The following is a 25,284-nucleotide window of genomic DNA, read 5'->3' as shown; positions in this document are numbered from 1 at the left end:
GGATTCCTCCTCTCAATGCCGGCCGAGGACGCGGATGACCTCGGCCTCGGCGACGGGCTTGGCGATGAAGCCGTTCATGCCGGCGGCGAGCGCCTTCTCGCGCTCCTGGTCCAGCACGGCGGCCGTGAACGCGTGGATGGGCAGTCTGGCCGTCGTCGGGTCGGCGCGCAGCAGCTGGGTCGCCGCGAGGCCGTCGACCTTGGGCATGTGCAGGTCCATCAGCACGCCGTCCAGGCGCCCGGCTTGTGCACGGGCGAGGTGGATGGCCTGCTCGCCATCCTCGGCCTCGACGACCTCGGCGCCCAGGCGCTGCAGCAGTGCCGTGATGATGAGGCGGTTGACCGGGTTGTCCTCGGCGACCAGCAGGCGCTGGCCCGCCAGAGGATGGCGCGGCGGCGGCGGCAGGCGCTTGCGCGACGCCGTGTCGTCGACGGTCAGCGCCGTTGGCAGGGCCAGCTCGGCCCAGAAGCTGGAGCCGCTGGCGCCGTCGCTCTGCACGCCCACGCGGCCCTGCATGCGCGCGGCCAGCTCGCGACAGATGGACAGGCCCAGGCCGGTGCCGCCGAAGCGCCGCGTCGTCGAGTCGTCGGCCTGGGCGAAGGGGCGGAACAGCCGCTCCTGCAGGGCCGCCGGCACGCCGATGCCGCTGTCGGCGACGACGATGCGCACGCGGTCGGTGTCGGCGGCCGACAGCTTCAGCCGGATATGGCCGCGCTCGGTGAACTTCAGCGCGTTGACGAGGAAGTTGGCCATGATCTGGCGCACCCGCAGCGGGTCGCCGATGACGAGGCGGGGCAGGCCCGGCGCCAGATCGATCTGCATGTCCAGCCCGCGCTCGCGGCCCAGCGCCGCGCAGCCTTCGAAGCTGGCCTGGGCCAGCGCGTGCAGGTCGAACTCGATCCGCTCCAGCTCCAGGTGGCCGGCCTCGATCTTGGACAGGTCCAGCACGTTGGAGACGATCTCGTTGAGCGACTCGGCGGCGGCGGCGAGGTGGGCCAGGTACTTGTCGCGGTGGGCGTCGGCCGGGCCGCCCTGCTGCAGCAGGCGTGCCAGGCCCAGCACGCCGTTCAGCGGCGTGCGGATCTCGTGGCTCATGGTCGCGAGGAAGGCGCTCTTGGCGTGGCTGGCGCCCTCGGCCTGCTGCTTGGCGGCCTGCAGCTCGCGCTCCTGGCGGCGCCGCTCGCTGACGTCCTCGGCCAGCCACAGCGTCGCGCGGTCGGCGTCGTCCCCATCGCGGCCTGCCAGCCTGGCCGGCAGGCCGCGGGCGTTGAACTGCACGGTGATACGGCGGCCGTCGGGGTGGACCAGGTCGCGCTCGAAGGCCAGCGCGGTGCCGGCCACCTGCTGGGCCGACGGCAGGTCGGGCTGGCCGCCGGCGAGCCGGGGCTCGGTTCCGCCGAAGATCTCCTGCCAATGGTGGTTCACGCGCTCGAAGCGCCCACCTCGCGTCAGCGCAATGCCCACGCTGGCATGGTCGAGGATGGCTTCGGCCTCGATGCGGCCGCGCTCGCTGTCGGTGATGTCGCGCGCGATCAGCATCGTCGCCGGCTCGCCGTCCCAGTCCAGCGACGCGGCGGAGACCAGCAGGTCGCGCCATTGGCCGCCCACGAAGATGGCCGAGCGGAAGTCGCGCACCAGGCCGGAGCCGGCCAGCGCGGCGGCCAGCCGCCGCGGCTCGCCGCTGTCGGGCCACAGGCCCAGCTCGTGGCCCGAACGGCCCAGCAGCTCGTCGCGGGACAGGCCCACCAGCGTGCAGAAGCCCGAGTTCGCGAAGCGGATGCGGCCATCCTCGATATGGGCGACGCAGATGGCGTCAGGGCTGGCGCGCAGCACACGGTCCAGCATGGCGGCAGTGCGCTGGTGCTGCTGCAGCGCGAGGCGCTCGCCGGTGATGTTGTGGCTGACGCCGCGCCAGCCGGTGTGGCGGCCGGCGGCGTCGAAGACGGGCTCGCCCGAGCTCAGCGTCCACAGCAGCCGGCCGTCGGGCGCGCGGAAGCCATTGATGCGGTCGCGGTAGGCGCGCTTGGCGCGGATGTCTTCCAGCAGCGCCTGGTAGTCGGCGTCCTTCACGAGGGCCGCGCCGCCGGGTTCGCCCATGCGCAGGAAGTCCTCGCGCTTGTGGCCGGACAGGGTCTCGAACTCGTCGGATAGCTGGGTCACGCGAAACCTGGCATCGGCCTCCCAGGCCCAGTTGTGCGCCGCCTGCACGAGGCGCGCCAGCCGCGCCTCCTCGCCGATGGCGCGCCGCAGCGCCGCGCCGAGGATGCGGTTGAGCAGCAGGGCCGAGGCCAGGCCGCCCACCGTGATCAGCAGGTGCCCGACGACGCGGCCCTGGATCGACGGCTGCAGCGCAACGAGCCGGCCGGGCAGCCAGCCCTGGGTTTCGAGCGTGGCCAGGCCGAATATGGCGGCCAGATGCAGCGCGGCCAGCGCCAGGGCGGAGCCGTTGCCGGCCACGCCGCCCGCCACGGCGACCAGCACCGGGCTGGCCGCAAGCGCAAGCGTGTGCACGCCCAGGCCGGTGGCGATCGCGTTGCCGACCAGGCTGAGCTGCGTGCCGCCCAGCACCAGCGTCATGGCCAGACGCTGCCAGCCGGCCCGGCGCAGCAGCGACGCCAGACCGCCCAGACCCAGCAGCGTCATGCCGACGATGAAGCGCTGGTCGCCCCAGGGCGGGGCGCCCCTGGACGACTGGAACAGCAGGCCGGTCGCCGCCGCCGCCGCACCGACGATGCTGACGATGGCGACCAGCGTGCGCGTGGCCTTGTCCAGCAGCGCGTCGCGGCTTTCGAGGGCGTCAGTCGGCGGCGCGGCCTGGGCTGGGGTCGTCATGGAAACGCGTCCTCGTGGCTGCGCGCGACATTAGCACGCAGGGGCGGGCCCGCCTCTGATGGTTTTCGGGGTTTCGGGCACCTGCGCGGGGCCCGCTCAGGCGGTGCGCAGACGCGGCAGCCAGGCCAGCGGATCGAGGCGCGCGGCCGGTGCCTCCACCCACCGGTGGAAGGGCACGGCCAGGCAGTTGGCCAGCAGCCAGGTGGCCAGCAGCAGCAGCAGGCCGATGGCCGGCGTCGCGCCGGGCAGCTGGGCCAGCAGCGCGTTGGTCAGCAGCAGCACCGGGAAATGCAGCAGGAAGAGGGCATAGGACGGCGTCGAGCCGGCGGCCAACAGCGCGGCCCAGGCCGTCGGAAGCAGCGGCCGGCCCTCGGCGTGGCGCTGTTGCGCCCAGGCCAGCCACAGCGCCGTCGTGAGCGCGAGGGCCAGGCGGTCGCGCCAGTCCAGCAACAGTGCGGCGCCCATCGCCAAGGCCAGCAGGACAAGGCCGGTGCCGCGGTGTCGCCACAGGCCCAGCCAGTGCACCAGTGCGCCCAGGCCGTAGGACACGAAGAAATAGGGTGCGAAGGCGTCCAGCTCCGGCTGGCGATTGAAGACGAAGGCCGAGGCCAGTGCGGCGACCGCGACGAGCAGCGGGCCGACGACCAGGCGGCCGGGGTGGCGCCAGCCGCGTCGCGCCAGCCACAGCAGGCCCACGAGCAGCGCGAAGAGCTGCAGGTCTATGGCCACGTACCAGGCGCCCACCGTCAGCGCCTCGTAGCCGAGCACGTCGTGCAGCAGCAGCGCATGGGCCAGCAGCTGGCCCAGGCTGATGTCGGCTGGCACCAGCTCGGGCCAGGACGACGCGATGAGGCCGCAGGCACCCAGCGTCAGCGCCAGCGCGGCGAGGAAGGGCAGGGTCAGGCGCAGGTAGCGCCGCCACAGCAGCGCGGGCACGGCGGCCTGCAAGGCCTTGCCGCGCGGCGACAGGCCGCGCGCGCTCAGATACCCGCCGACGACCAGGAAGACCTGCACCGCCATGCGGCCGTACTGGTGCAGAGCGCCAGCCAGCCAGGGCAGGGCCTCGTGGGCCGCTCGGGCGAGGGGGCCGTAGCTGACGAGGTGGTGCAGCACGATGACCTGGGCGGCCAGGACCTTGAGGGCGTCGACGTGCGGCAGGCGGCGGGAAGGGCTGGACATGTCAGCAGCGCCCGGCTGCCCGCTGATGCTGGCAGGTCCCCTCGGGGGGCGGTGAGCACGGCGAGCGTGGGGGCGTTCGATTCATGAAAAAGAACGGGCCTGCGCTGAGGCAGGCCCGTTGTTTCGGACAAGTGAAATTGTACCGGCGCCCATCCCGGGAAAACCCCACTGTTTCAGGTGGTCACGAAGCGCCGCTCGGCCTGGGCCAACGGCGTGGCGCGTCAGCCGAACAGGCGGCGCAGCCAGTCGCGCAGGCGGCCCAGCATGCCCGGCCGTGGCGCTGCGGGGGCCGGCGCGGCCTCCACTTCGGCCGGAGGCTGGCGCGCCAGCAGCGCAGTCTGGAAGCGGGCAAAGAAGTCCTCGGCCAGCTTCTGCGCAGCGAGGTCCACCAGGCGCGAGCCGACCTGCGCCAGCTTGCCGCCGACGCTGGCGGTCACTTCGTAGCCCAGCCGCGTCTGCTGAGGCGCCAGCGCCTCCAGCGTGACGAGGGCCTGGCCCTTGCCATGGCCGGCCGCGCCGCCCGAGCCCTCGAAGGCGAGGCGGTAGCTCTGCGGCGGCACCAGGTCCGACAGCTGCAGACGGCCCTTGAACCTGGCCTTGACCGGGCCGATGGAGACGGCCATCAGCACGTCGAAGGCGTTGTCGCCGGCCGGCGTGATGGCCTCGCAGCCAGGCACGGCGGCCTGCAGCATCGCGGTGTCGTTCAGCGCGGCCCAGGCCTGGGCCTGGGAGACGGGCAGGGTTTGCTGGCCGGTCAGGTTCATGTGCCGATTCTGACGGGTGGCGCGAAAAAGGGGCCTGGCCTCGCGGTGACGGGGTGTCGACCGACCTGCGGCTCAGCGCGCCAGCGCGTCCAGCAGGCGGCCGACGCTGTCCAGGTCGTGCACGGGCAGGTGGCGGCTCACCTGGGGCAGCAGCGCCTGTACGCCAGCGGCGCGTGGCTCGAAACCGTCGAAGCGCAGCAGCGGGTTGAGCCACAACAGCTCGCGGCAGCTCAGGCGCAGCCGCTCGGCCTCGCGGGCGAGGTCTGGCGCATCGTTGCCGTCGGGACGGCGCTCCAGCCCGTCGGTGACCAGCAGCACGGTGGCCGTGCCGCCGGCCAGCACGCGGCGCGCCCAGTCGCGGTTGAAGGCGTGCAGGCTGTGGCCGATCCGTGTGCCGCCGGCCCAGTCCGGTACGGCGGCGGCCGCGGCGGCCAGCGCGTCGTCGGGGTCGCGGCCGCGGAGCTGGCGCGTGATGCGTGTCAGCCGCGTGCCGAAGACGAAGGCCTCGACGGCGGGCCGCTCGCGCAGGCCTGGCCCCGGGTTGAGCAGACCCTGGGCGAGCTGCAGCAGCACGCGCGAATAGCGGCCCATGGAGCCCGAGATGTCGGCCAGCAGCACCAGCGGGGTGGGGCGCGTGCGGGCGCGCTCCCGTGGTGGCGGCGCGGGCCCGCGGCGGGCCTCGGCGCGCAGCGCGGCGCGCCAGGCGATGCGGCCGCGCGGGGCCGGTTCGTGGCGGCGCGTCAGGCGTCGGGCCAACGCAGGCTGCAGCGCGGCCAGCGCGCGCCGCGCCGCGTCCCATTCGGCGGCCGTCATGATGTCGAAGTCGCGGCGCTGCAGCCGCTCGCGGTCGCCGGCGTCCAGGCGTGCCTCGACGTCGACCGGTTCGATGCGGGGCGGCGGCGCCGGACGCGGCGGGAACAGCGCATCGGCGAGGCGCCGGTTCTCGGGCGGCGGCGGCGTGGCCGCGCGCGCCTGGGCCTGGGGCAGCAGCAAGGCCATGATGCGGCCCAGCAGGTCGGGGTCGCGCCAGAAGACGTGGAAGGCCTGCTCGAACAGCGGCCGGTGTTCGGGCCGGTCGACGAGGCAGGCGGCCAGCGCCGCCTTGAAGTCGGCGCGCGAGGCCAGGCCGCCTGCTTCCAGCGCCTGGGTCGCCAGCAGCAGCCGGTCCGTGCCGATGGGCAGGCCCGCGGTGCGCAGCACGCGGCCGAAGTGCAGGACGTTTTCGGCCAGTCGGTCCATGGTCTCAGGCGCGCGCCTGCTCGCGCAGCTCGGCCAGCAGCCGCGCTGCCTCGCCGCCCTGCACGCGGGCGATGTCGTCCTGATACTTGAGCAGCACGCCCAGCGTGGACTGCACGATGGCGGGGTCGAGGCTGACGGTGTTCAGCTCGACGAGGGCGCGCGACCAGTCCAGCGTCTCGGCCAGGCCGGGTAACTTGTACAGGTCCAGCGCGCGCAGGCCTTGCACGAATGCGACGACCTGCTGGGCCAGCCGCTGCTCGATGTGGGGCAGGCGGACGCGCACGATGGCCAGCTCGCGCGCGGCGTCGGGGAAGTCCACCCAGTGGTAGAGGCAGCGGCGCTTGACGGCGTCGTGGACCTCGCGGCTGCGGTTGCTGGTCAGGACGACCAGCGGCGGCGTGGCGGCCGTGATCGTGCCGAGCTCCGGCACGCTGATCTGGAAATCGGCGAGGAACTCCAGCAGGAAGGCCTCGAAGGGCGCGTCGGCGCGGTCCAGCTCGTCGATGAGCAGCACGGGCGCGGGCGTGGTGGTCAGGGCCTGCAGCAGCGGCCGCTCGATGAGAAAGCGACGAGCGAACAGCTCGTCCGCCGCTCGTTCACGCTCGTGCGCCTGCGCGAGGCGGATTTCCAGCATCTGGCGTGCATAGTTCCACTCGTAGGCGGCGGCGGCCAGGTCCAGGCCTTCGTAGCATTGCAGACGTATCAGCGGCCGCTGCAGCGCGGCGGCCAGCGCGGCGGCGATGGCCGTCTTGCCGGTGCCGGGCGCGCCCTCCAGCAGCAACGGGCGGGACAGACGCAGCGCGAGGAAGGCGGCGACGGAAAGCTCCGGCGATGCCAGATAGGACTGGGCCTCAAGGCCCGCGCTGAGGGCCTCTTTCGAGTCGATCATGGGGCCAGTTTCCCAGCTTGCACGCGTCCAGGCGAGCCTCCGACGCCTGGGCCAGGCCGATCCTGGCTGCCGATTCGGCGCGGGCTGTCGATGAACTTGACATTGCTGCGTTGCAAGCTCATTGCGATCATATATTCGCAATGAAAATCAATAAGTTGCAGATCTGGAATGAGTTATGCATGGTGTTGGGTGTGTTCAAGCCATTCCTGAGAGGGGAAGTCCATGCGCAACACTTACAAACTCATGTCGTCGTTGGCGGCGGCATTGGGCCTGCTCTCCGCAGGCGTCGCCCATGCAGATCTGGTGATCTATGTCGGTTACGCCGACAACCTGAGGCCCAGCGGATTCTTCCCGTCCCCGTGGCTGGGGGGGGCCAACGTGGTGTCGCAATCCAGCGCCGCCCAGTCCTTCGACTCCGGCGCGGTTCGCATCGACAACACCGGTGCCAGCGCCATCACGATTTCCAACTTCGAGGTCAAGCTCAACAGCGGCGGTGTCGTCTTCAATTTCTGGAGTGCCCTGACCATAGGCGCGGGCAAGACCGGCATCTTCACGCAAACGGCGTCCTACAACTTTGACTCCAGCGACTATGGCCCGCTTGGCGGAGCCCCGGCCATCGATGCGGCCCATCCGCTGGGCGGTTGCACGAACATGGCGGCGCTGTCGGCGGTCCAGCAAGCCGATTGCCTGGCGTCCATCCCGAACGTGTCGTTCTCCACCGATGGCGGAGCCACGACGCAGTCCTTCGACGACAAGGGCTACATCATCAATACCTTCGGCTACGACTTCATCAACGGTTCCTCTGACGGCAATGAGTCGATCAACTGGAACCTGATCGGTCGCGATGCCGTGCGCGGCGGCACGAATCTGCCCGAGCCGGCGACGTTGTCCCTCGTGGGCCTCGCCTTGTGCGGCGGCGTGCTGGCCGCGCGCCGCCGTGGCGGGTCGCCACGTTGAACTGCACGACCGGGCGTTGGCCGGGATCTATTCCCGGCCGGCGCTTCGGCGCCGTTTATTTCAAAGCCGCCTCAGAGATCCAGAAGGTAGACCATCGCGGCCGCGCGCTCTCCCGCGCTGTGGCCGGCCAGTGCCTTGTCCCACTCCGGTTCGGCGGCGCCCAGTGACGACGTGGCGTTGCGCGTCATGACGGCGACCTCCTCGGTGCCGGCGTCGAACTCACCGACCTGCTCGCGGCTGTCGAGAAACAGCTTGGCCACCGGGCCGGCGCTGGACGCGATGACGACCAGGTAGCGCGAGACCTGGCGGTGATCCTGCTGCGCATGCCGCTGCGGCAATTCGTGACCGAAGCCCTGGTTCATCTTCCAGCCTCCTCGCCCTCGCAAGGGCTGCGCAAGTTGGGTCCATTGTGCGCCGGCCGCGCCCGGACTAGCCCCGATGCCCGAGTTCTTCCGTCGTGATCCAATCGCCAAATTGGAACCGATTCCAATTTCAGGCTTGGCGAGGGCGGGACATGCGGTGCAAGACAGTTTCGGGCCACTTCCGCGGCGTGGCGGCGCGAGTGATGGCGGGTGGGGTGCTGGCCGCCGGCCTGGCGACCCGGGCCGCGACGGTCGATATGCCGGACTTCGGCCCCCACGTCCACATCCTCGACCCGGCCACGCCCGGCCTGCAGCAGCGCGTCGACGACATCTACGCGGACCAGCAGCCCAACCACTTCGGCCCGCGCCGCGACGCCATCCTGCTCAAGCCGGGCACCTACCAGAACCTGCGCATCCCGGTGGGCTTCTACACCCAGGTGCTGGGCCTGGGGGCGCATCCGGACGAAGTGCACGTCATCGGCGACCTGCGCTCCACCGCCTTCCTCGACCACGACAACGCGACGCAGAATTTCTGGCGCGGTGCCGAGAACTTCGCGGTGACGCCCGCGTTGGGCTTGGGCGACAACACCATGCAGTGGGCCGTCTCCCAGGCCATCCCGTTCCGGCGCATGCACGTGCGCGGCAACATGCGGCTCAACCAGCGCAACGGCTGGGCCAGCGGCGGCTGGTTCTCGGACGTGTGGGTGGACGGCCGGGTCGATTCGGCGACGCAGCAGCAATGGATCTCGCGCAACAGCCGCTGGGGCAGCTGGACGGGCTCGAACTGGAACATGGTCTTCGTTGGCGTGCAGGGTGCGCCGGAGGGCGAGTTCCCGACGCCGGGTCGGCGCTACACGCGCATCGACAAGACGCCGCTGGTGCGCGAGAAGCCGTATCTCTTCGTCGACGCCGCGGGCGGCTACGCGGTGCGAGTGCCGGCGCTGCGGCGCGACAGCGCGGGCATCTCCTGGGCGGAAGGCGCGCTGACGCCGGGCCGGACGCTGGCCATACGCAAGTTCCACATCGCCAGGCCGGGCGACACGGCCGCGGCACTCAATGCCCAACTGGCCGCGGGAAAACATCTGCTGTTCACGCCGGGCGAGTACCTGCTGACCGAGCCGCTGCAGGTCCGGCGCCCTGGCACGGTGGTGCTCGGCCTGGGCTTCCCGACGCTGCGCTCGGACAACGGCCAGTCCCTCGTGAAGACGGCGGACGTGGATGGGCTGACGATTGCGGGCCTGTTCCTGGATGCGGGCGCACAGGACTCGGGCGTGCTGATGGAGGTGGCGCCCGCGGGTGCTAAGCGGCGCCACCGGGCTGATCCCATAGCCCTGCACGACCTGTTCTTCCGCATCGGCGGCGCGGCGGCCGGCCGGGTGGGCACGGCGTTGCGCATCAACGCCCACGACACCTTGGTGGATCACACCTGGATCTGGCGTGCCGACCATGGCGAGGGCGTCCGCTGGGCGAGCAACCCTTCGGCCCACGGCCTGTGGGTGAGCGGCGAGGACGTGACCATCTATGGCCTCTTCGTCGAGCATTTCCAGAAGGCGCAGGTGGTCTGGCAGGGCAATGGCGGACGGGTCTACTTCTACCAGTCCGAGATCCCGTATGACCCGCCCAGCCAGCCGGAATGGAGCAGCGCCGCTGGCCGCGGCCACCCGGCCTACCGGGTGGTCGACGGGGTGACGCGCCACGAGGCCTGGGGCCTGGGCGTCTACAGCGTCTTCCTGCAGCCCGGCGTCGTGCTGGATCGTGCCATCGAGGTACCGCGCCGGCCTGGCGTGCGGCTGCACCACATGATCACCGTCTGCCTGGTGGACAAGGGCAGCATCGAGCACATCGTCAACGACGCGGGCGAGCCGGCCCGCTGCCAGGGTGGCGGCAACACGGCGACGCTGAAGGCCTACCCCTAGCCGCGCAAAGAAAGCGGGCGCCTTGGCGCCCGTTCAAGAGTTCACCGGAAGGAGAGGAAATCGCTCACCCGGCCTCTTGCGCGAGGCGTTCCTCGATGCGGGCCTTGACGGCCGGCAGCGCGGCGGGCAGGTGGTGGGCGAGCTGCGCGAACAGCGCGTCGTGCAGCTTCATCTCGGCCCGCCATTCGGCGGCGTCGATGCGGGTGACGGTGTCGAACTGCTGCTGCGAGAAGTCCAGGCCGTCCCAGTTCAGATCGGCGTAGCCGGGCGTGACGCCAAAGACATGCTCCTCGCCGCCGCCCTGGCCGTCCAGGCGGTCCAGCATCCACTTCAGCACGCGCATGTTCTCGCCGTAGCCGGGCCAGACGAACTTGGCCTGCGCGTCCTTGCGGAACCAGTTGACGCAATAGATGGCGGGCAGCCTGGCACCAGCGGCCTTGAGCCTGGCGCCCAGGTCCAGCCAGTGCTGGAAGTAGTCGCTCATGTTGTAGCCCATGAAGGGCAGCATCGCGAACGGGTCGCGACGCACCACGCCCTGCTGGCCGGCGGCGGCGGCGGTGGTCTCGCTGCCCATGGTGGCGGCCATGTAGACGCCTTCGGTCCAGTCGCGCGCCTCAGTCACCAGCGGCACCGTGGTGGAGCGGCGGCCGCCGAAGATGAAGGCATCGATGGCCACGCCGGCGGGGTTGTCCCAGTTCTCGTCGAGGGCCGGATTGTTCGTCGCGGCCACCGTGAAGCGGGCATTGGGGTGGGCGGCCTTGGCGCCGGTGGCCTTGGCGATGGCTGGTGTCCAGTCCCTGCCCTGCCAGTCGATGCAATGGGCCGGCGGCGTATCGGTCATGCCCTCCCACCAGACGTCGCCGTCGTCGGTCAGCGCCACGTTCGTGAAGATCACGTCGCGTGCTAGGCTGGCCATGCAGTTGGGGTTGGTGTGCGAGTTCGTGCCCGGGGCCACGCCGAAGTAGCCGGCCTCGGGGTTGATGGCGTAGAGCTTGCCGTCGGCGCCCGGCTTGATCCAGGCGATGTCGTCGCCGATGGTGGTGATCTTCCAGCCGGCGAAGGCCGGCGGTGGGATCAGCATCGCGAAGTTGGTCTTGCCACAGGCGCTGGGGAAGGCTGCGGCCACATGCATCTTCTTGCCGGCCGGGTTCTCGACCCCAAGCACCAGCATGTGCTCGGCCAGCCAGCCCTGGTCGCGGCCCATGGTGGATGCGATGCGCAGCGCGAAGCACTTCTTGCCCAGCAGCGCGTTGCCGCCGTAGCCCGAGCCATAGCTCCAGATCTCGCGCGTCTCGGGGTAGTGGACGATGTACTTGGTGTTGTTGCAGGGCCAGGGCACGTCGGCCTGGCCGGCCTGCAGCGGCGCGCCCACGGTGTGCACGCAGGGCACGAACTCGCCATCACTGCCCAGCAGCTCGATGACGGCCTGACCCATGCGCGTCATCGTGCGCATGTTGACGGCGACATAAGGGCTGTCGGAGAGCTCCACGCCGATGTGAGCAATGGGCGAGCCCAGCGGGCCCATGCTGAAGGGCACGACGTACAGCGTGCGGCCGCGCATGCAGCCCTTGAACAAGGCCTGCTCACCGGTCTGCAGCAGCTCACGCATTTCGGCGGGCGCCATCCAGTTGTTGGTCGGGCCGGCGTCTTCCTTCCGCGCCGAGCAGATGAAGGTGCGGTCCTCGACGCGGGCGACGTCGCCGGGATCGGAATTGGCCAGGTAGCTGCCGGGGCGCAGCACGGGGTTGAGCTTCTTGAACGTGCCGGCCGCGACGAGTTGCTCGCACAGGCGCTGGTACTCGTCGGCGCTGCCATCGCACCAGTAGACGTCGGCCGCCTCGGTCAGCGCCGCGATCTCGGCGACCCAGGCGATCAGCCTGGCGTGTTTCACATAGGCGGGCAGATTCAGGCGCAAACCCTGCATCAGCGGTTGGTTCATGGTGGAAGCTCCGATCATGGTGATGTGTTTGGGGCAACCGTTCGGAGCTGGCCCAAGCACACCGGGCCAGGGGCGTGAATTGTCGAATCCAATGTAATCACGCCGTAACCACCGGGATCGGTGGGTCCATGCAAAACCGGAATAACGCCATGCTGGCTGGGCGAAAGGATCGCGCGGCTGGCGAAGCGGGCCTAGGGTTTGCGCGAAGGGTGGCTGTAATCGAGTGCAACCGGGCTTTGTTCGTTCAACCCTGAACCCCGGCGCCTGGCTTCGTAGGACTGCCGATGACCTTCTGCCCGACCGCCGCTACCCGCCGAACGACTTGAGGATTTGCTTGAGGCGCTTGCGCCCGTCGCTGTTCGTTGCCCGGTAGGTCTTGAGGGCCAGCGCCAGGAACTGCTGCTCGCCCGGCGACAGCCCCGCCGGCTCCCGCTCTTCATCGAGCCAGCCAGCCTCCTTGCCGCAATGCTGCTCGATCTGGCGGGCCAGCTTGTCCCCGATCGGCCGGGCGCCGCTCTTGGCCATCGACCAGGTGGCCCCGCTCACTTCGATCCGTGTGGCCCAAGCCGCCTCCAGGCCTTTGGGCGGGTCGCCCGCCGCGATGCGTTCTTCCGCGAAAGCCTGGAAGAGCGAGAGGGCGTTGAGTCGGCGAAAGGTCGAGATGCTGGACACGGCGTGTGTTGTGAAAACACTTCACATTCATTCTAGGTGTTCGTGCTGCGTTGACGGCGACGTGAACACTCTTCACAATCTGTCCATTCGTTGATTCAACCCCAACCCATTCGGTCTCATCATGTCCCGTCTAGCCCTCGCCACCAACGCCAAGCGCCCCTTCTCGGGCGAGATGGCCTTGTGCGTCGCCGCGGGTCGCCATGAGAGCGTGCTGGCACTGAGCCAGCCGCACCATGACCGATACGAGGGTGATGCAACACCACCGGGGAAAGCTCTAGCCCACTGAAGCTTTCAATCTCCAGGGATCTCACGATCCGCTGAAGCCCGGTCTCCCGCAGGAACCGGGCTTTTTGTTTGGCTCCTGCTGTTCCGGTCGATTCAACCCGATGCGCGCCGACGGGCGTTCCTCAGGAGCGAGTCGCATCTGATGCCATCTCGGGTGTGCCCGTGCACAAGCACTGGCCTGCCTGGTGTGCATGTGTGCCCCAGCACGTTCTGCAGACGGAGCCGGCATGCAGCGGTCCACGCAAGTTTGCTTGCGCGGGTCGCGTGCGGACACAGCCGAGATGACATCGCCTCGTTAGCTCAGTGGAGAAGAGCGCCGGCCTACGAAGCCGGAGGTCGGAGGTTCGCCCCCTTCACGAGGCGCCATAACTGTTCGCATCAAGGACGCTTGGCAGAGTTGGTCGATTGCGCCTGGCCGTAAACCAGGTCCTCACGGCACGGTGGTTCGAATCCATCAGCGTCCACCACATCAACAACGTCCCGTTGGACTTCCGGTGAGGTCTTCGGCCCTTCAAGCCGAAGAGGCGGGTTCGACTCCCGCACGGGATACCAGACTGAGAAGCCTGTCGTCGAGCTCACGCTTCGACAGGCGCAAATCGGCCGCAACGATTGGGCGGCGTCGGAACCCGTCACCGACAACCATTCAGAGCATTGAAGGATGACCCGTGTGTGGCGCAATCAGGGAGCGCTGCTGCTTTGGGAGCAGAGGGTTGCAGGTTCGAGTCCTGCCGCACGGACCAGGAGTGAAGTAGCCGCCATAGCTCAGTTGGCAGAGCGCCGGTCTGTCGAACCGGAGGCCGCGGGATCGAAGCCCGCTGGCGGCGCCAGTTTGAAGATGAAGTGTGTTTGGGGTTGACCGTCGCCTGGTGGCCCAAGGCTCAAGGTCGTGACCCTTGCATCGCCGGTTCGCTCGGTGCAAAGCACCGGACGGGCCGAAGGCACGGGCCGCAGGCCGAGCGCAGTGCGCGAGCACTCCGGTCGGTCAACCCCAAGCGCATTCGCACCCCTCGTGGCGGAAACGGCAGACGCAACGGTCTCAGAAGCCGTTGCCGCAAGGCATGCCCGTTCGACCCGGGCCGAGGGGACCAACACAACCAGGAGAACACCATGAAGAAGATCCAGAACGACCACAGCTTTCGAGGTCATGAGCAAGCGCCGCAAGGGCTTCCCGTCTGAGACGCAGGTCAAGCGCGGCGACCGCATCGTGGGCGGCCACAAGGAGCTGATGGAAAAACTCGGCCGCAACGACCCGTGCCCCTGCGAATCAGGGAGGACGTTTCAAGCGCTGCTGCCTGAGCAGCGGCTGCTTTTGACGGCGTGAACCGGCATCACTACCGGCGCTGATACGGCGCCACTCAGCACACCAGGTGGGGTGTAGCTCAATCGGAAGAGCAGCGGACTTTGACTCCGCAGGTTGCAGGTTCGAGCCCTGCCGCCTCTGCCAGAAAACTTGAACCGTGCTTGTCGCAGAAAGGAGGACGCCATGCACGACGTATTGCAGTTGGACATCACCGGCCTCCCGCAGGCCTGGATCTCGGTCGAGCAGGCGGCGGTGCACGTCGCTACGCGCTCGGTGGCCTGGTCGCTCGGCGACGAGCCGCTGGCCGTGCTGCGTGGCGGCATGAATGCCGACACCGGGCGCCAGTCCGTGCTCGAAGTACCGGCGATCCTGGCGCTGCGCGGCAGCTCGCGGCTGAACCTCTTCGACATCACGCCCTGCTACAGCAAGGGCAAGGTGATCCGGCGCGACCGCCAGACCTGTGCCTACTGCGGCATCTGGCAGGAGCTGCGTGACCTGACCGTCGACCACATCCAGCCCGCGTCCCGCGGTGGCCCGTTGAGCTGGATGAACACGGTCGCCGCCTGCCGCGCGTGCAATGCGCTGAAGGCCGACCGCACGCCGGAACAGGCGCGCATGCCACTGCTGTTCACGCCCTACGTGCCCAGCCGCTTCGAGGACTTCCTGCTCAAGGGCAGGCGCATCCGGGCGGACGTGCATGAATGGCTAGCCGCGCGGCTGCCGAAGGAATCGCGCCTGAGCTGACCCTGACCGGTCAGCCCGGGCGCTTGACCATGTCCCACGTCAACCCGAACTTGAGCAAGTACTTGCGCAACCGGTCGGCGTCGTTGATGACCGTGCGCTGCGCGCGCGACCGATCAAAGAGCCGGCGCCCTGCTTCCGACAGCGTTGAGGATGCCTGGCAGATGCGCACGACCGCTTCCAACTGCAGGCGGTCAAACAGATCGAGCGATTCCTCGATCTCTTGCGGCAGCAGCGAGCCCAATTCAACCGCGGCCTCGGCCTGACCATGCCCCACGGGCTTCCAAAGCCACTGCAGCCGCTGAATCTCTGCATCGACCAGCGCCGTCGAGATGCGCCCGCCATCCGCCAACGTCGCCATCCGCGTCACGCTGGCCATCAGGTCGCGGAAGTTGCCATTCCAGAGTGCCTCTGCAGACCGCGCGAACTGCAGGTACTTGGCCTTCGCTTCCACGTTGAAACGCACCGCGCGACCGGAATCCGTCGCGAACCGTGCCAGCAAGTGGTCGATGTTGGGCTCGATGTCCTCCGGACGTTGTGCCAGGCCCGGCAGGGTGTACGCCCACAGGTTGATCCGCGCGAACAGGTCTTCGCGAAAGCGGCCCTGGGCGACGTCATCGGGCCACGGCGCGGGATCTCTTCGACCTCTGCGCTGTGGCGGCTGCTGATCCGGCCGCGATTACGGTCGCGGCACCGTTCATGCAACGCCACGGCGAAGCCTTCCTGCGACGCATCTCCGAGCGCGACGAGCGCCTGCAGGCCCAGTTCGAGAGCATCGATGTGATCGACTTTCGAGCAACCTTCGACGAGTGCGTCACCCGAGCCCTTGAGCTGATTGGCGCTGCAATCGCATTGGCCAGCGGCTCACCGAGCCGGCATGACCTGGTGCGATAGGGAATCCGAAAGAGTCCGGAGAGGAGGGAACTTCGACACTGAGCAAGCCTCGCCGAAGTGGTTGACTCACCGCGAGGGCGGCCTCAGGGGGCTCGATCGGCCGGGTTCGTGCGCATGTACTGCCTGGGCGACTGCCCGACATGCCGACTGAAGGCAGTGCTGAAGGCGCTGGTGGACGCGTAGCCGACGCGTTCGGCCACCTCGGCGACGGGCAACCCCTCCCGGCGCAGCAGGTCCTTGGCGAGTTCCATCCGCCAGGCGAGCAGGTACTCCATCGGCGCGACGCCGACCGCACGGGTGAAGCGGTCGAAGAATGCCGATCGCGACAGCGCCGCGGTTTCGGCGAGCTGGCCGACCGTCCAGCGCCGGCTCGCATGCGCGTGCATCTGCGTCAGCGCGACGGCCAACCGTTCGTCGCCCAGCCCGCGCAGCAGGCCCGGCGGCGCGCTGCCCGCCGTGGTCGACCGCATGGCTTCGATGAGCATCATGCCGACCAGCCGCGACAGCATGAACTCGTGGCCTGGCCGGGGATCGAGATACTCCTCGCCCACCATCTGCACCAGCCGGGCCAGGCGGGTCGAAGCGCGCACATGCACGAGGCCCGGCAGCAGCGACACGAGGAGTTGGGGGTCCGCGCGATCGAACAGGAAGGCGCCGCCCAGCGACAGCATTTCGGGTTCGCCGCCTGGCATGCCGTAGCGTCGCTCGCCGTCGCCGCCTGGCACCACCTTGGGATCGATGTGAACCGGTAGTGGCGCCGGGGTGAAGCTGGAGATGGTGAACGCCGGCGTCGCCGGCAGCAGCACGAAATCGCCGGCCCCCAGCGTCACCTCCTCGTGCCCGTCTACGGCCAGCCGGCAACTGCCCTCCAGCATGATGCAGAAGCTGGGCTGCCCATACTCGGCGTAGCGCACCGCGTAGTCGCCCTTGCCGCTAATGAGGTTGGCAAAGACGGCATGCGGCTGAAGGAGGCGCACGACTTCAGTCAGGGGGTCACTCATCTCACGTCCGGACGATCATGAAGCAGCCAGGAGCGTGCAGCATGCCATCGCTGCCGGCTCGGCCCCGCGCGTTCACGGACCGGCGGCCTTGATGAGGGCGCGGGCGCGAGGCAGGGCCGCCATGGTGGCCTCGTAGCCGATCTGGATGGCGCGCTCCTGCTCGTCCTTGGCCGACATGCCGGAAACGCTGATGGGCGGCGAGATCGCGATGTCCGCTTCGGCCAGTTCCGCGGCCGCCATGAGGCAGCTCTGCGCGCGAATGGCGCGCAGCAGCACCGATGGCGCCGCGAGCCCGTCGCCGCCCGGGCCGCTGCAGTAGACGTCCACCGCGATGACGAGGTCGGCCCCCATGGCCCTCGCGAAGCGCACGGGCACAAGGCTGGCGATGCCGCCATCCACCAGATGGCCACCCGGATAGGCCACCGGCAGGTTCACGCCCGGCACCGCGGCAGAGGCCTGGACCGCGGCGCCCGCGGTTCCCTGGTCCAGCAGCATGGCCTGGCCGCTGCGCAGGTCGGTCGCGACGGCCGCGAATCGGCGCGGAAAGTTCGCGATGGGAACGCCGGCGGTGATCTCGTCCATCCAGCGGGCGATGTTGTGGCCGCGCATGAGGCCGCGGGTGCTGAACGTGAGGTCGATCAGCGACGACAGCTTGACGCCGCGCGCGATGGACTCGATTTGTCGCGGCGAGAGGCCGCTGGCGTAGGCGGCGCCGACCAGCGCGCCGACGGAGGTGCCCACGACGATGTCGGGCGCGATGCCGGCCTCTTCCAGGGCGTGCAGGGCCCCCAGGTGCGCAAACCCCCGCAGCCCGCCGCCGCCGAGCACAAGCGCCACCTTGGGCTGGCCGGACCCGGCTGCGGGCGGCCGCGACTGGCGCAGCGCCGCCAGGGGCTGCGGCGACAGTTCGGCGGGCGGCGGATCGCGCGGGCTGGCGCAGCCTGCCATCCAGGCCGCTGCGAGGAGGGCCAGCGTGATGGTGCCGGAGTACAGGAGTTGGGGCGCTTTCATGGTGACCTGCCTGGGGCTTGAGGCGCGCGCCGCTCGGGCGTCAGGCGGCCTTGGCCTGCACGAGGGCCACGGCGTCCGGCCCGGCCGCGAAGTGCAGGCGGTCCGACGCGTCGTTCGCGGCCTGCCAGACCGTCTCGGCGACGTCGGCCGCGGTGGTCACGGCGCCCGGGTTGGCGAAAGCGGTGAAGATGGGGTCGGCGAAGGGTCGGTAGGCATCGGGGATCAGGCCCTGCATGCGGGCGCCGCCGTTCTCAGCGAAGCGCGTGCCGGGCCCGTAGCCGGGCTCGACCAGCTTGATGCGCACGCCGAACGCTGCCAGCTCGTGGGCCACGGAGCCGGACAGGCCGTCGACTGCCGTCTTGCTGGCCGTGTAGACGCCGGCCAGCGGGAAGGCGGCGAGTGTGGTGCTGGAGGTCACGTTGACGATCACGCCGGACCGGCGCTCGCGGAACTGCGGCACGACGGCATGCATCATGGCCATGACACCGAAGGTGTTGGTCTCGAAGATCTCGCGCGTTGTCGACATGGGTGTGGCCTCGAAGGCGCCGACGACGCCGATGCCGGCGTTGTTGACGAGCACGTCGATGGGGCCGGCGGCGCGGATCGCCGCGGCGACGCTTGCGGGGCTGGTGACGTCCAGCGCAACCACTTGCATGCGGTCCGAGCGGGGCAGCATGTCTTCACGCGGCGTGCGCATGGTGGCGACGACGTTCCAGCCCTTGGCGTGGAAGTGGCGGGCGGTCTCCAGGCCGTAGCCGGAGGAGCAGCCGGTGATGAGGACGGTCTTCATGGTGGTTTCCTGTGGTGGGGTTGCGGTGAGGGAACGATAGCCAGCACATTCAGGACCAACAACAATCAACAGTCCATGTTTGTTTTTTAAAAGTCCAAATCGAACGACTTTCAGGCGCCGGAGCCGACGGATACATCTGCAAGGCCCGTCCGCGGTGACGGTGGGCAGAATGGAAGCTGCCGTGGCCGCGGCGTTCGCCGCGAGCGGCACGTCCGCTCCAAGTGCAGAAATGGAGGCAGGCCATGCGTCGCAGATTGATTGCCTTGTGCGTTTCTCTTCTTTGCGCCGCGACGGCGGCGCCCACCAACGCCGCGGTCAGCGTGAGCATCGGCATCAACGTGCCGGTCTATCCACAGATGGTGGTCGTGCCGGGCTACCCGGTCTATTACGCGCCCGCCGTCGGCGCCAACTTCTTCTTCTATGACGGCATGTACTGGGTGCTGGACGGCGACGACTGGTACATGAGCTCCTGGTACAACGGGCCCTGGGCCCTCGTGGAGCCCGCCTACGTGCCTTATTACGTGTTGCGCGTGCCGGTGCGCTACTACATGGCGCCGCCACCGTACTTCCGCGGCTGGCAGCCCGGCGCGCCCCCGCGCTGGGGCAGCCATTGGGGGCCGCAATGGGAGCAGCGGCACCACGACTGGGACCGTTGGGACCGCCGCGCCACACCCGCGCCGGCGCCGTTGCCCAACTACCAGCGCCGCTACTCAGGCGACCGCTATCCCAGCCCCGGGCAGCAGACCGACCTGCAGACCCGCAACTACCGTTACCAGCCGCGTGCTGAGGCCGCGCGGCAGTTCGTGCCGCCGCAGTCGGTCGAACACAGGGGGCCTGCCGTCGTGCAGCAGCGGCCGCAGATGGAACAACCGCCGCAGCATCCCCAGGAGCCGCGGCGGGACGCCGGCGGCCCGCCGTGGCGTGAGGCCGGGCCGCGCATGCCGCCGCAGCAGGGGCGCGCCGAACCGCAGCAGGGGCGCGCCGAACCGCAGCAGGGGCGTGCCGAACCGCAGCAGGGGCGTGCCGAACCGCAGGAGCGCGGCCGCGGGCATGGCGAAGAGGGCCGGGACCGGCGCGACAACGAGGGCAGGCCGCCGCCCGGGAGGTAGGCGGCCGGGCCGCTCAGCGGCCGTGCCAGCGCTTGGTGGCGCGCCGCACGACCTCGGGCAGCAGGTGGTTCTCGTCCTCGATGCGGCGCAGCCAGGTGGCGTCGTTGCCCGCACCGTTGATCTCGCGGCGCAGGTATTGCAGCGCGGCCTCGGCGCGCAGATCGCCGGCATGCGTGTCCAGCCGGCTCAGCACGGCGGCCAGGTCGTCGCGCAGCACGCGGTGCTCGCCCGTCTCGGGGTCGACGAAGGTGCCGTCCAGCCCGAAGCGGCAGGCCTGGAAGCGGTTGAAGGTGTAGGGCAGGTAGTCGTCCTCGCCAAGCTTGAACGGCTTCTCCACCGTCATCCAGCGCGCCAGGCATTGGATGAAGCCGGCCAGGGCGGCGGCCTTCTCGATGGTCAGCGGCGTGTCCAGCACGCGGACCTCGATGGTGCCGAACTCGGGCTTGGGGCGGATGTCCCAGTAGAAGTCCTTCATGCCGGTGACGACGCCGGTGCGCGTCATCTTGTTGAAGAAGGTCTCGAAGTCGTCCCAGGTCTGCACGAAGGGCGCGCGGCCCGACAGCGGGAAGGCGAACACCGAGTTCAGGCGTGCCGAGTCGAAGCCCGTGTCCTCGCCCTGCACGAAGGGCGACGAGGCGGCCAGCGCGATCAGGTGCGGGATGAAGCGGCTCATGCCATGGAGCAGCACCAGGGCCTCGTCGGCGCTGGGGCAGCCGATGTGGACATGCTGGCCGAACACGGTGAACTGCTTGGACAGATAGCCGTACAGCGACGACAGCTCGTGGAAGCGCGGCGTCTCGAAGATGCGCCGGCGCGTCCAGTGCTGGAAGGGATGGGTGCCGCCGCCGCACAGACACACGTCCAGGCGCTCGGCGCAGTCCACCAGCGCGTCGCGGATCTGGCCCAGCTCGGACAGCACCTGGCCGAAGCCGGTGCAGACGCCGGTGGACAGCTCGATCATGCTGCTGGTGATCTCGGGCTTCACGTCGCCGGGGATGCTGCGCTTCTCCATCAGGCGCAGCAGGTCACCGGAGACGGGCGCGAGGTCGTAGTCGTCGCTGTTGACGATCTGCAGCTCCAGCTCGACGCCCAGCGTCAGCGGCTGCGATTGGGCGAAAACTCCCAGGCTCATTCACTGTCCTCCTTGCGTTGGCGGCGCGCTGGCGCTGGCGGCAGCTCGCCGGCCAGGCGCAGCGCGAACTGCACGGCGATGGGCCCGACCAGCTCCAGTACGGCGATGCTGGCCAGGATGATGGGCACGGCACCCGCCGCCAGCTCGGGCTCGGCCCGCATCAGCTCGCTGAGCATCACCAGCGCCGTGGCCGACAGCGGCGTCATCGTGATGGACAGCGCCAGGCCCTGGCGCCAACTGGCCTTGGCCAGCGGCGCGAACAGCACGATGGCCACCGTCTTGGCGATGAAGCGCGCTGCCATCAGCGCCAGCGCCGCAAAGCCGCCGGCCACGAGGATCTTGGGCGACCAGGCCGAGCCGACGATGACGAACAGCATCAGCACCAGTGCCCCGCCCGAGGTGCCGAAGTGGCGCGGCCAGACCCAGGGCCGCTCGCTGGTGTTGCGCAGCAAGAGTCCGGCCAGCAGCGGCATCAGCAGCGTCGAAACGCCGATGGCGCGCGCCGCGACGATGGCAAAGGCGACAAGGCCGAACAGCAGCAGCACGGCGCTCTCGTTGCGCAGGTCCAGCCGCCGCGCGACGAGGTAGACGGCGGCGGCCAGCAGCGCGGCCAGGCCCAGCGTCGTCAGCAGCGAGATGGAGAGGCCCGCGAGCGCCTGCGGCAGGCTGCCGCCGTCGTCGGCCGCCCACCAGGTGCGCATCAGCGTCAGCGCGACGGCGGCGTACAGCGTGTTCAGCGCCGTCAGCAGCGAGGCCCGCTGCGTGACCTGGCCCTCGGCGCCCAGCTCCATCGCGACGCGGCCCGACACGGCGGCCGGCGCCGGCATGGCCAGGATGGCGCAGGCGATGGCGGTCTGCCAGCTCAAGGAGAACAGGCGCAGCACGAAGGCCACCGCGAGCGCGCTGAGCAAGGCCTCGGCCAGGCTGGTCATGGCCAGGCCGGGGTTGCGCCGCAACCAGCGCAGGTGCACGCGGCTGCCGATCTCGAACAGCAGCAGACCCAGGGCCAGGTCGGTGACGGTCTGAGCCGCGCCTGCCAGCGGCATGCCCACGCCGTGGCCGAAGGCGGCAGCGACGCAGCCCGCCAGCGTGTAGCCGACCACGCGCGGCAGCCGCGTCGTCGCGGCGATGAACTCGCCGGCCAGGGCGCCGGCCAACAGCACGCCAACGATGAACATCAGCCCGCTGGAGGGTGGAACGGCCAGGCCGGCCCAGACCCGGGCGCCGGTGTCGAGTGCAGTCATGACTCTCCCTTGAAGTTTTGCGCGCCAGCCTAGGAGGCCGGCATGGCGCGCCGTGTAGGCCGAGATGCCGAAAGCCTCCTGGACAATGGCGGCATGCAGCTACTCAGCGTGAACACCGCCCGCGTCGAAAATTTCGTCGCGACCAGTGGCCAGGTCCTGGACTCGGCCATCCGCAAGCGGCCGCGCCAGGGTGCCGTCGCCGTCGGGCCGCTGGGCCTGGAGGGGGACGAACAGGCCGACCTTACCGTACATGGCGGGCAGGCCAAGGCTGTCTATGCCTATCCCCAGGCCCACTATGCCTTCTGGCAGACGGTGCGCGGCCAGGCCAAGGTCGCCGGCTTGCTCCAGCCGGGCGATTGCGGCGAGAACCTGACGCTGGACGGCCTGCTCGAAAGCGGGGTGTGGCTGGGCGACGTGCTGCGCTTCCCGGACTGCGAGCTGGTCGTCTCCGAGCCGCGCTACCCCTGCTTCAAGTTCAACGCCCAGATGGGCTTCAACCAGGCGGCCAAGCTGATGGTGCAGAGCGGCTACTGCGGCTTCTATCTGGCCGTGAGGCGCGAGGGCAGCCTCGCGGCGGGCCAGGCCTTCGAGCTGCTGCCAGGGCCGCGCGAGGTCGGCATCGTGGAGCTGTTCAAGGCCAGGATGAGGGGCAAGGCCTGATGCGCCGCCGCGAGTGGCTGGCCGCTGCCGGCCTGCTGCCCCTGGCGGCGCATGCCGGGCCGGTGATGCGGGTCGGGCCGGGGCGCGAGATCCGCTCGCTGGCCGCTGCGGCGCGCCAGGCCCGCGACGGCATGCTGGTGGAGGTCGACGCGGGCGAGTACATCGCCGACGCCGCCACATGGCACCAGCATGAGCTGACGCTGCGCGCCGTGGGCGGCCGCGTGACGCTGATCGCGGCCGGCGCCCATGTGCAGGGCAAGGGCTTGTTCGTGACGACGGGCCGGCGCCAGCGCATCGAGGGCTTCGACTTCGTCGGCGCCACGGTGCCGGACCGCAACGGCGCCGGCATCCGCCTGGAGGCGGGCACGCTGACGCTGGTGGACTGCCGCTTCCGCGACAACGAGAACGGCCTGCTGACCGCCAACGACGAGGGCATAGAGCTCGACATCGTCGACTGCGACTTCGGCCCCATCCTGGCGCGCGAGGGCAAGACACACAACCTCTACGTCGGCGCCATCGGCCGCCTGGCCGTCAGCGGCAGCTATTTCCACCATGGCCTGCTGGGCCACCTGCTGAAGAGCCGCGCGGCGCTCAACCACATCCTCTACAACCGCCTCACCGACGAGATCGGCGGCCGCGCGAGCTATGAGCTGGAGTTCCCCAACGGCGGCGTCGCCGTCGTCATGGGCAACCTGATCGCGCAAAGCTCGACGACGGAGAACCCCCACGTGATCGTCTTCGGCGCCGAGGGCGCCACCTGGGCGCGGCAGGCGCTCTACCTCGTCAACAACACGCTGGTGGACCAGCTGCCCAGTGGCGGCATCTGGCTGCGCGTCGCGCCGCGGCAGGCCGACGTGATGCTGGCCAACAACCTGCTTGTCGGCACGCCCAAGCTGGCAGCCGAAGGGCATTGGACCCGGCGCGCCAACTTCACGGCCGACTGGGATGAGTTCGTGCGCGCCGCGCGCGACGACTTCCGGCTCAAGCCCGGTTCGGCGCTGCGTGGCAAGGCGGTCGACGCCGGCGAGGGGGGCGGCATGAAGCTGGCGCCGACGCGCGAGTACCGCCACCCGCGTGGCACCACAGCCCTCAGCGGGCCGTCCCGCAGCCCCGGCGCATTCCAGACCTGAGGCCGAAGACGCCGAGGCCGGCCAGCAGCATCGCCACCGTCTGCGGCTCCGGCACGGCGGCCGTGAAGCCGAGCTGCTGGCTGGCCACGCGCTGCAGGGCCAGCGCCATCGTCGCCTCGATGCCGAGGTCGGCCGCGGCCTGCTCGGCGGCACCCAGCATCAGCGGGTCCCGGCCGGTGATGCTGCCGAACAAGGTCAGCGCGGACAGATAGGAGCCGTACTTGCTCGCATGCGTGCGGTCCAGCCACCACAGGTTGGGCAGGCCGCTGAGACCCTCGAGGAAAGTGCCGTCGGCGCCGTAGAAGCCGCTGCCCTGGGCCAGGCCCTGGTCGACGGCGCGCTGGAAGGCGTCGCCCACCGGCACCACGCCGGCAAAGCCGGGGTTGGATGCCGCCTTGGCGTAGAAGGCGGCGTGCAGGTCGGCCGTCATGGCGGCCAGACTGCCGTAGTAGAGCGTCGCGTCGCCGCCGGCGCTGCTGGTGTCGACGATGGGACGGCCGTCGCTCGTCCCGATGTCGGGCTTGGTGATCTTGTGCGCCTCGACCATGTCGGGCCGTGCCCAGGACTGCTCCAGGTAGACCCGGGTGGTGGCGCTGGCGTTCGGGTTGGCGGCAATGCTGCGCGCCGTGTTGCAGCTGGCTTGCGACAGGCCCGTGGCCATGCAGGCCGCGAGGCCGCCGAACAGGTCGGTCTCCTTGTAGCTCTGGGCCGCGCCGTTGTGGATGAAGCGCTCGAACTGGTCGGCGTAGGCGTTGAAGGTGGCGAGGTTGGCGTTCTTGCCCTTGCCTGCGGGCAGGGCGGCATCGCTCTGCTCCTGCAGCACGACGGCGTCCCAGCGCTGCGTGGCGACGTTCTCGCGCAACTTCCAGTCCGAGTTGGCCGTATCCAGGAACTGGCCGCGCAGCGAGGCCGCGTTGCGCGTGGACAGCGACACGTCGTAGTTCATGCCGGCCTCGTCGGTCATCTTCTTGAAGAGACCGGGCACGCCGCCCCAGGGATGGGGCTCGAAGCTGCCGAAGCTCGGTGTGCCGGCGGGGTAGCTGTTGGTGCCGCTCGGGTTGACGGCGTTGAAGCCAGCCGTCAGGTCGTGCACGGCGGCGGCGTTGTAGCTCAGCACCGGGTCGACGCGGCCGAAGGTGTAGCTGTTGCCGATGAAGAGGATCTTGACGGGGTCGGCCGCGAGGGCGGGCGCGGCCAGTCCGGCCGCGAGGGCCAGCGCGAGAAAGCGGTTCATGGGG

23 protein-coding genes, 6 tRNA genes and 1 pseudogene are annotated in these 25,284 nt (G+C 69.8%); 15 read left to right on the top strand and 15 right to left on the bottom strand.

All coding sequences use genetic code 11. From position 1 onward, the window contains the following. Positions 1-12: 12 nt before the first annotated feature. From JOY88_RS11220 to JOY88_RS11200, 5 genes are all read right to left on the bottom strand, one after another. Positions 13-2,832, bottom strand: coding sequence for an ATP-binding protein (locus JOY88_RS11220; protein ID WP_293502434.1), 2,820 nt, complete (start codon positions 2,830-2,832; stop codon positions 13-15). 96 nt (positions 2,833-2,928) lie between these two features. Next, the gene (locus JOY88_RS11215; RefSeq protein ID WP_293502432.1) at positions 2,929-4,011 is read right to left on the bottom strand and encodes an acyltransferase family protein; all 1,083 of its coding nucleotides are present in this window, start codon (positions 4,009-4,011) and stop codon (positions 2,929-2,931) included. A 221-nt stretch (positions 4,012-4,232) separates the two neighbouring features. After that, positions 4,233-4,775 carry an SRPBCC family protein gene (locus JOY88_RS11210; protein WP_293502431.1) on the bottom strand — a complete coding sequence of 181 codons (543 nt, stop codon included), beginning with the start codon at positions 4,773-4,775 and terminating at the stop codon, positions 4,233-4,235. A 72-nt stretch (positions 4,776-4,847) separates the two neighbouring features. Further along, positions 4,848-6,014 carry a vWA domain-containing protein gene (locus tag JOY88_RS11205; protein ID WP_293502430.1) on the bottom strand — a complete coding sequence of 389 codons (1,167 nt, stop codon included), beginning with the start codon at positions 6,012-6,014 and terminating at the stop codon, positions 4,848-4,850. Positions 6,015-6,018: 4 nt separating this feature from the next. Beyond that, positions 6,019-6,903, bottom strand: a complete 885-nt coding sequence (locus tag JOY88_RS11200) for an AAA family ATPase (RefSeq protein WP_293502429.1) — start codon at positions 6,901-6,903, stop codon at positions 6,019-6,021. Positions 6,904-7,125: 222 nt separating this feature from the next. Here JOY88_RS11200 and JOY88_RS11195 point away from each other — a divergent pair, with 222 nt between their 5' ends. After that, positions 7,126-7,860, top strand: coding sequence for a PEP-CTERM sorting domain-containing protein (locus tag JOY88_RS11195; protein WP_293502428.1), 735 nt, complete (start codon positions 7,126-7,128; stop codon positions 7,858-7,860). Between the two features lie 71 nt (positions 7,861-7,931). On the opposite strand, the gene JOY88_RS11190 is transcribed toward JOY88_RS11195, so the two are convergent. Next, positions 7,932-8,222, bottom strand: coding sequence for a hypothetical protein (locus JOY88_RS11190; RefSeq protein WP_293502426.1), 291 nt, complete (start codon positions 8,220-8,222; stop codon positions 7,932-7,934). A gap of 152 nt (positions 8,223-8,374) precedes the next feature. Between JOY88_RS11190 and JOY88_RS11185 the strand changes: the two genes are divergently transcribed. After that, entirely contained in the window at positions 8,375-10,138 is a 1,764-nt protein-coding gene (locus JOY88_RS11185) for a pectate lyase-like domain-containing protein (protein WP_293502425.1), read from the top strand. 64 nt (positions 10,139-10,202) lie between these two features. On the opposite strand, the gene JOY88_RS11180 is transcribed toward JOY88_RS11185, so the two are convergent. Beyond that, positions 10,203-12,077, bottom strand: a complete 1,875-nt coding sequence (locus JOY88_RS11180) for a phosphoenolpyruvate carboxykinase (GTP) (protein WP_293502423.1) — start codon at positions 12,075-12,077, stop codon at positions 10,203-10,205. Between the two features lie 306 nt (positions 12,078-12,383). Further along, positions 12,384-12,749, bottom strand: a complete 366-nt coding sequence (locus JOY88_RS11175; protein ID WP_293502421.1) for a hypothetical protein — start codon at positions 12,747-12,749, stop codon at positions 12,384-12,386. Positions 12,750-12,870: 121 nt separating this feature from the next. Here JOY88_RS11175 and JOY88_RS11170 point away from each other — a divergent pair, with 121 nt between their 5' ends. The 9 genes from JOY88_RS11170 to JOY88_RS11130 all read left to right on the top strand — a co-directional run bounded on the left by JOY88_RS11170 (position 12,871) and on the right by JOY88_RS11130 (position 15,078). After that, complete coding sequence (locus JOY88_RS11170) at positions 12,871-13,035, top strand: hypothetical protein (RefSeq protein ID WP_293502419.1); 165 nt, start codon at positions 12,871-12,873, stop codon at positions 13,033-13,035. Between the two features lie 288 nt (positions 13,036-13,323). Further along, positions 13,324-13,400 (top strand) — tRNA-Arg (locus JOY88_RS11165). Positions 13,401-13,416: 16 nt separating this feature from the next. Continuing rightward, positions 13,417-13,501: transfer RNA gene (locus tag JOY88_RS11160), tRNA-Tyr, on the top strand. A 10-nt stretch (positions 13,502-13,511) separates the two neighbouring features. Then, positions 13,512-13,586, top strand: a tRNA-Glu gene (locus JOY88_RS11155). Positions 13,587-13,697: 111 nt separating this feature from the next. Continuing rightward, positions 13,698-13,774, top strand: a tRNA-Pro gene (locus JOY88_RS11150). Between the two features lie 11 nt (positions 13,775-13,785). Further along, a tRNA-Asp gene (locus tag JOY88_RS11145) sits at positions 13,786-13,861 on the top strand. A gap of 176 nt (positions 13,862-14,037) precedes the next feature. Then, positions 14,038-14,122 (top strand) — tRNA-Leu (locus JOY88_RS11140). Positions 14,123-14,178: 56 nt separating this feature from the next. Next, positions 14,179-14,355 carry an SEC-C metal-binding domain-containing protein gene (locus tag JOY88_RS11135; RefSeq protein WP_293502417.1) on the top strand — a complete coding sequence of 59 codons (177 nt, stop codon included), beginning with the start codon at positions 14,179-14,181 and terminating at the stop codon, positions 14,353-14,355. Positions 14,356-14,517: 162 nt separating this feature from the next. After that, entirely contained in the window at positions 14,518-15,078 is a 561-nt protein-coding gene (locus JOY88_RS11130) for an HNH endonuclease (protein ID WP_293502415.1), read from the top strand. Positions 15,079-15,088: 10 nt separating this feature from the next. Here JOY88_RS11130 and JOY88_RS11125 read toward each other — a convergent pair. Further along, positions 15,089-15,691, bottom strand: a pseudogene (locus JOY88_RS11125) (AAA-type ATPase lid domain-containing protein); the annotation flags it as partial. 38 nt (positions 15,692-15,729) lie between these two features. On the opposite strand from JOY88_RS11125, the gene JOY88_RS11120 reads away from it, so the two are divergent. After that, positions 15,730-15,969 carry a nucleoside triphosphate pyrophosphohydrolase family protein gene (locus JOY88_RS11120; protein ID WP_293502414.1) on the top strand — a complete coding sequence of 80 codons (240 nt, stop codon included), beginning with the start codon at positions 15,730-15,732 and terminating at the stop codon, positions 15,967-15,969. 83 nt (positions 15,970-16,052) lie between these two features. Here the strand turns inward: JOY88_RS11120 and JOY88_RS11115 are convergent, their stop codons facing one another. From JOY88_RS11115 to JOY88_RS11105, 3 genes are all read right to left on the bottom strand, one after another. Further along, a complete protein-coding gene (locus JOY88_RS11115; RefSeq protein WP_293502412.1) occupies positions 16,053-16,970 on the bottom strand; it encodes an AraC family transcriptional regulator in 918 nt (305 codons plus the stop codon). Positions 16,971-17,042: 72 nt separating this feature from the next. Next, positions 17,043-17,981 carry a patatin-like phospholipase family protein gene (locus JOY88_RS11110; protein WP_293502410.1) on the bottom strand — a complete coding sequence of 313 codons (939 nt, stop codon included), beginning with the start codon at positions 17,979-17,981 and terminating at the stop codon, positions 17,043-17,045. Positions 17,982-18,021: 40 nt separating this feature from the next. Next, entirely contained in the window at positions 18,022-18,771 is a 750-nt protein-coding gene (locus JOY88_RS11105; RefSeq protein WP_293502408.1) for an SDR family oxidoreductase, read from the bottom strand. Positions 18,772-19,013: 242 nt separating this feature from the next. Between JOY88_RS11105 and JOY88_RS11100 the strand changes: the two genes are divergently transcribed. Next, entirely contained in the window at positions 19,014-19,880 is an 867-nt protein-coding gene (locus tag JOY88_RS11100; protein ID WP_293502406.1) for a chromosomal replication initiator protein DnaA, read from the top strand. A gap of 13 nt (positions 19,881-19,893) precedes the next feature. Here JOY88_RS11100 and JOY88_RS11095 read toward each other — a convergent pair whose 3' ends face one another. Next, a complete protein-coding gene (locus tag JOY88_RS11095) occupies positions 19,894-21,012 on the bottom strand; it encodes a YbdK family carboxylate-amine ligase (protein ID WP_293502405.1) in 1,119 nt (372 codons plus the stop codon). Beyond that, positions 21,009-22,256: a cation:proton antiporter gene (locus JOY88_RS11090; RefSeq protein ID WP_293502404.1), complete on the bottom strand. Its 1,248-nt coding sequence runs from the start codon at positions 22,254-22,256 to the stop codon at positions 21,009-21,011. Before JOY88_RS11090 ends, JOY88_RS11095 begins: the two co-directional genes overlap by 4 nt. A 93-nt stretch (positions 22,257-22,349) precedes the next feature. Between JOY88_RS11090 and JOY88_RS11085 the strand changes: the two genes are divergently transcribed. Continuing rightward, positions 22,350-22,916 (top strand): MOSC domain-containing protein, encoded by a 567-nt coding sequence (locus JOY88_RS11085; protein ID WP_293502402.1) that lies wholly within the window; start codon positions 22,350-22,352, stop codon positions 22,914-22,916. Further along, the gene (locus tag JOY88_RS11080) at positions 22,916-24,046 is read left to right on the top strand and encodes a hypothetical protein (RefSeq protein ID WP_293502400.1); all 1,131 of its coding nucleotides are present in this window, start codon (positions 22,916-22,918) and stop codon (positions 24,044-24,046) included. The genes JOY88_RS11085 and JOY88_RS11080 overlap by 1 nt, the downstream gene beginning before the upstream one ends. Here JOY88_RS11080 and JOY88_RS11075 read toward each other — a convergent pair. Next, positions 24,006-25,280 (bottom strand): PEP-CTERM sorting domain-containing protein, encoded by a 1,275-nt coding sequence (locus tag JOY88_RS11075; RefSeq protein WP_293502398.1) that lies wholly within the window; start codon positions 25,278-25,280, stop codon positions 24,006-24,008. The genes JOY88_RS11080 and JOY88_RS11075 overlap by 41 nt on opposite strands. Positions 25,281-25,284: the final 4 nt, after the last annotated feature.

Origin of the sequence: Roseateles sp. (genome assembly GCF_019237615.1) — a bacterium.
Taxonomy (GTDB): Bacteria; Pseudomonadota; Gammaproteobacteria; order Burkholderiales; family Burkholderiaceae_C; genus Pelomonas.
This window is presented reverse-complemented; position numbering and strand designations above follow the sequence as displayed.

Excerpts from the sequence above, each read along its gene's own strand:
- JOY88_RS11220 (WP_293502434.1), bottom strand. The coding sequence starts at position 2,832 with ATGACGACCCCAGCCCAGGCCGCGCCGCCGACTGACGCCCTCGAAAGC.
- JOY88_RS11215 (WP_293502432.1), bottom strand. The coding sequence starts at position 4,011 with ATGTCCAGCCCTTCCCGCCGCCTGCCGCACGTCGACGCCCTCAAGGTC.
- JOY88_RS11210 (WP_293502431.1), bottom strand. The coding sequence starts at position 4,775 with ATGAACCTGACCGGCCAGCAAACCCTGCCCGTCTCCCAGGCCCAGGCC.
- JOY88_RS11205 (WP_293502430.1), bottom strand. The coding sequence starts at position 6,014 with ATGGACCGACTGGCCGAAAACGTCCTGCACTTCGGCCGCGTGCTGCGC.
- JOY88_RS11200 (WP_293502429.1), bottom strand. The coding sequence starts at position 6,903 with ATGATCGACTCGAAAGAGGCCCTCAGCGCGGGCCTTGAGGCCCAGTCC.
- JOY88_RS11195 (WP_293502428.1), top strand. The coding sequence starts at position 7,126 with ATGCGCAACACTTACAAACTCATGTCGTCGTTGGCGGCGGCATTGGGC.
- JOY88_RS11190 (WP_293502426.1), bottom strand. The coding sequence starts at position 8,222 with ATGAACCAGGGCTTCGGTCACGAATTGCCGCAGCGGCATGCGCAGCAG.
- JOY88_RS11185 (WP_293502425.1), top strand. The coding sequence starts at position 8,375 with ATGCGGTGCAAGACAGTTTCGGGCCACTTCCGCGGCGTGGCGGCGCGA.
- JOY88_RS11180 (WP_293502423.1), bottom strand. The coding sequence starts at position 12,077 with ATGAACCAACCGCTGATGCAGGGTTTGCGCCTGAATCTGCCCGCCTAT.
- JOY88_RS11170 (WP_293502419.1), top strand. The coding sequence starts at position 12,871 with ATGTCCCGTCTAGCCCTCGCCACCAACGCCAAGCGCCCCTTCTCGGGC.
- JOY88_RS11135 (WP_293502417.1), top strand. The coding sequence starts at position 14,179 with ATGAGCAAGCGCCGCAAGGGCTTCCCGTCTGAGACGCAGGTCAAGCGC.
- JOY88_RS11130 (WP_293502415.1), top strand. The coding sequence starts at position 14,518 with ATGCACGACGTATTGCAGTTGGACATCACCGGCCTCCCGCAGGCCTGG.
- JOY88_RS11115 (WP_293502412.1), bottom strand. The coding sequence starts at position 16,970 with ATGAGTGACCCCCTGACTGAAGTCGTGCGCCTCCTTCAGCCGCATGCC.
- JOY88_RS11110 (WP_293502410.1), bottom strand. The coding sequence starts at position 17,981 with ATGAAAGCGCCCCAACTCCTGTACTCCGGCACCATCACGCTGGCCCTC.
- JOY88_RS11105 (WP_293502408.1), bottom strand. The coding sequence starts at position 18,771 with ATGAAGACCGTCCTCATCACCGGCTGCTCCTCCGGCTACGGCCTGGAG.
- JOY88_RS11100 (WP_293502406.1), top strand. The coding sequence starts at position 19,014 with ATGCGTCGCAGATTGATTGCCTTGTGCGTTTCTCTTCTTTGCGCCGCG.
- JOY88_RS11095 (WP_293502405.1), bottom strand. The coding sequence starts at position 21,012 with ATGAGCCTGGGAGTTTTCGCCCAATCGCAGCCGCTGACGCTGGGCGTC.
- JOY88_RS11090 (WP_293502404.1), bottom strand. The coding sequence starts at position 22,256 with ATGACTGCACTCGACACCGGCGCCCGGGTCTGGGCCGGCCTGGCCGTT.
- JOY88_RS11085 (WP_293502402.1), top strand. The coding sequence starts at position 22,350 with ATGCAGCTACTCAGCGTGAACACCGCCCGCGTCGAAAATTTCGTCGCG.
- JOY88_RS11080 (WP_293502400.1), top strand. The coding sequence starts at position 22,916 with ATGCGCCGCCGCGAGTGGCTGGCCGCTGCCGGCCTGCTGCCCCTGGCG.
- JOY88_RS11075 (WP_293502398.1), bottom strand. The coding sequence starts at position 25,280 with ATGAACCGCTTTCTCGCGCTGGCCCTCGCGGCCGGACTGGCCGCGCCC.